The sequence below is a fragment of the Thermovirga sp. genome, assembly GCA_012523215.1.
Taxonomy (GTDB): domain Bacteria; phylum Synergistota; class Synergistia; order Synergistales; family Thermovirgaceae; genus 58-81.
In genome coordinates, this window is the sequence record JAAYIZ010000191.1 from 1 (window position 1) to 3,508 (window position 3,508).

A 3,508-nucleotide genomic window follows, 5' to 3' on the forward strand; every position below is an offset into this window, starting at 1 on the left:
TCGAAACCCACCTCGTTTCCTTCAATATTCTCGATTATGGGGTTATTATAAGCTAAAGACAACCTGAATTCGCCCGTGTCCGTTTCTTCAAAATGTGCTATGCTCAGAAAACTTGAGAGCCCGGGGGAGGTGTGTTTCATGGGCGCCAATGATTACAGAAGAAGCAACGAGGGGGAAGGTTTTGATCCGTACGAAGAATGGACTGTCGGGGATGTACTCAGGGCAATGACCGGCGGTGATATTCCCTCCTATATCGAGAGACTCGCTTCGCAAATCCAGGAATGGATGGTTTCGGCTCTTTCCGGTGAGGGCGAACTCTCCGCCGAGGATTACCTCTTCGGTTTCGGAGACAGGAAGCAGGGAGACCCTGAAGCACTGATCTCCCAGCTCGAGTGGGTTGACGAATTCGCCGACATCCTGCCCGCTTCAAGCGAACCCGCCGGGCACGAGGAAGCCGTAGCTCTTTGCTTCGGCCCGGTTGATTTCGACGAGGGTATGCGGATGGCCATCGACTATGCCGCCCTCTTTGGCAGGGACCACTGCCGACGGGTCTGGATGCTCAGCGACAGTTGGGTCATAGGAGAAGTGGTCCGCTATGTGCAGCACTTCAGGGCCCTGGCCTCCCACGGAGTGGAGCTGAGGTTCATCATGGTTACCCCCTGGGGTTGGACCGAAATACCCATTGCCCTGGAGACGGGTGACAACGACAGGCTCCATTGGGAAGCGAGAACGACGAGGCAGGATCACAACAACTCCCTGAAGCCCAAAAAGCGGGACGACCCGAACCAAAAGTAGCAGGCCGGTTGACTTCGAATAAAAAAGGGCAGGCCAAAAGGCCTGCCCTTTTTTAACACTTTAACCGCCGCTGATCATATGGATAACCTGGACATTGGATCCGTCGGAGATCAAGGCTGTGTCGAATCGATCCCTCGGAATGGGAGTGCCGTCAATCCAGACCGCGAGAAGGGGAAAGACGTATCTCTTCTCGTCGATCACATTCCTGACGGTCATTCCCTCCTTCCATTCCATCGGTTCGCCGTTCACGACGATCATGATGCTATTCCTTCCACTGATCCTCCGGCTTGGCGTGTTTCTCCACCGTAGCCACTACTTCCGGCAGGTCCATACCGAGTTCTTTCAACTTTTTAACGGTCGGTATGCCGTTTCTGTCCCAGCCCCGGCGCTTGTAGACGGCATCCACCAGTTCTTCCCATTGTTCCCGGCGTATCTTTTGCAGCCGGTCGCACTTTTCCTGGGAGGAAAGACCGGCAGGGGCAACCCCGCCCGCCTTGAGTTCGTTGTCGTAGTACTCTTCCCGTGCCTCCCACTCGTCGGCCCAGACAGGTCCCAGGGCCCTGTCGGGTATGTTGTGGTACTTCCTGGTGCCCTTGCCGAGCCTGAGTTGGAAAACCCTCTGAAAGTTGTAGACGCGCTCAGACTGGAGTACAAGCTCCTTCTTGTCGATATTCTTCCCCGTCACGGCGTTGAAGACTTCAACGTAGTTCTGGACGTGCTCGGGCACTTTCGCGGCCTCCTGGGGCGGGTAGCTGGTGGCGTTATCGGCGGGTTCGATATCGTTCCAGGGCAGTTTGCATACACCCGTCAGCGAGAACCACGTCCTGAAGTTGGGGAAGTAGTGGAGCGCTTCCGCCTTGTCCTCGAAGGTGGGCAACTGCTTGCTAACCCTATCCATGAATATCATCCATGCCTCGTCATGCTGGGGGCCCTTCAGGGTCAGGAAGTAGCCGCCCCACTGGGCGATGGATTCCTTAGGCACGTACTCCGATACCTCGATCCCCTGGCCCTCCATGCCTATCCTCTCCATGACTTCGCGGTCGGCGCCGAAGTGCTCGGCAAAGAGATCCTTCATCCTGTGGATACCCTTGCCCACCATGAGGGCGAACCTGTCCTTGCCTTCGCCGAGGCGATGGAGAAGTTCCATCAGGTCGTCCTTGTTGCCGAAACTAAGGTCAAGCCCGTTCGTATCTTCCTTATCGATAAGCCCCAGCTCGTAGCATTCGCAGACAAAAGCGATGCCGGTCCCCAGGGAGATGGTGTCGAGACCGTAGTGGTCCGCGTAAAAGTTGACCTCGGTGGTCCACTCCGGGTCGAAAACGCCCACGTTGGGGCCCATGCCGGCGGCGGTCTCGTATTCGGGGCCGTCAACGGTGATCGTTTTGCCTTTCCATGGTCCCGTCTTGAGAGTATAGCCGTCGACGGCCTTCGCGCAGGCCAAGGTGCAACCGTACCAGCAGCCATCGGCGACGCCCTGGGTGAACATCTTCCCGTAGACCTCGGAATGGATCTTGTCAGCGTCGGGGTGCTGACCGAATTTGTAGTTCATGGTGGGGAGCAGGTGATATTCGTTCATTATCTCGTTGAGGTGGGTTGTTCCGACGGTGCGCATTCGGCATTGTTCTGCGTCGAGGGTCAGGATTTCGTTGTGGAGTTTTGCCCCGAGCCTGGTGAGGGTTCCCACGTCGGCCGGGTTGTTGGCTGTGCCGGAAAGGTCGTGAGTCTTGACTACGAGGGCAGCGATCTTTTTGTCGCGAAGGATGGATCCGCCGCCCCCTCGACCCGCCTGTTTAAGTCGAGGTAATTTTCGGTGGCTGTCCCAGAAGCTGCTGTTCAGACAACCCCAATAGGATGTTTCGGCACCCTTTCCCGCGGTCACCACGGAAATGAAACGGCGATCCTGGATATCCCCTGGATCCGCGAAGTATTCGTGGAGTGCTTCGGTTACCGTGTAAGCGTACACGTCCTCGAAGGGAGACTCGAGAATCTGGACCTTCTTCTCGTCGGCGTCGACCAGGACTATGACATCCTTATCGGCCTTACCCTGTATCTCGATGGCGTCAAAACCCGCAAACTTGAGCAGGGGACCGAAGTGGCCTCCGGCGTTGCTGTCGTAGGTCTGGTCCGTCAGCGGTGAAACGAAAACAGCGTAGAATTTCCCCATGCCCGGGTACTGGGTCACACCGCAAAGAGGTCCTCCGGAGATGACTATCTCGTTTTCCGGATCGTTCCACCGGGTGGTATCCTTGACGGAATCCCAGAGTAGTTTCAGGCCAAAACCTCTTCCACCGATGAATTTTTCCTTCATTTCCTCGGAGACGTCTTTTGACTGGAATGTCTTGTCTCCCACGTTGACCTTCAAGGTCTTGCCGGTGTACCCCCTGAAGGGTTTCGCCGGGACGTAACTCCCTTCGGCGAGGACTTTCATCTTCTTCATCCTATGATCCCCCCTAGAAGAATAGGTTAAACTGTGATAACACCCCGTCATCGGACGGGTGGCTCACCATTGTACGCAAAAATCATTTTCCCCGTTGATGATATCATGATTCCTCTTCCCTCATCAATTTACGCCGGGGCTCCCTTCGTTGACGGGGCTACGGAGAAGGTGCTACAATGCCCGTCGTTCGGGGCGTAGCGCAGCCTGGTTAGCGCGCCTGCTTCGGGAGCAGGAGGTCGGAGGTTCAAATCCTCTCGCCCCGACCAGAAGAGGGAA

3 protein-coding genes and 1 tRNA gene are annotated in these 3,508 nt (G+C 56.2%); 2 read left to right on the forward strand and 2 right to left on the reverse strand.

Going from position 1 to position 3,508, the window contains the following annotated elements; all coding sequences use genetic code 11:
* Positions 1–138 precede the first annotated feature (138 nt).
* Positions 139–795, forward strand: a complete 657-nt coding sequence (locus GX108_05265) for a hypothetical protein (GenBank protein ID NLO56447.1) — start codon at positions 139–141, stop codon at positions 793–795.
* A gap of 60 nt (positions 796–855) precedes the next feature.
* On the opposite strand, the gene thiS is transcribed toward GX108_05265, so the two are convergent.
* A complete protein-coding gene (thiS, locus tag GX108_05270) occupies positions 856–1,053 on the reverse strand; it encodes a sulfur carrier protein ThiS (GenBank protein ID NLO56448.1) in 198 nt (65 codons plus the stop codon).
* A 4-nt stretch (positions 1,054–1,057) separates the two neighbouring features.
* Positions 1,058–3,232: an aldehyde:ferredoxin oxidoreductase gene (locus GX108_05275; GenBank protein ID NLO56449.1), complete on the reverse strand. Its 2,175-nt coding sequence runs from the start codon at positions 3,230–3,232 to the stop codon at positions 1,058–1,060.
* Positions 3,233–3,420: 188 nt separating this feature from the next.
* On the opposite strand from GX108_05275, the gene GX108_05280 reads away from it, so the two are divergent.
* Positions 3,421–3,498: transfer RNA gene (locus GX108_05280), tRNA-Pro, on the forward strand.
* Positions 3,499–3,508: the final 10 nt, after the last annotated feature.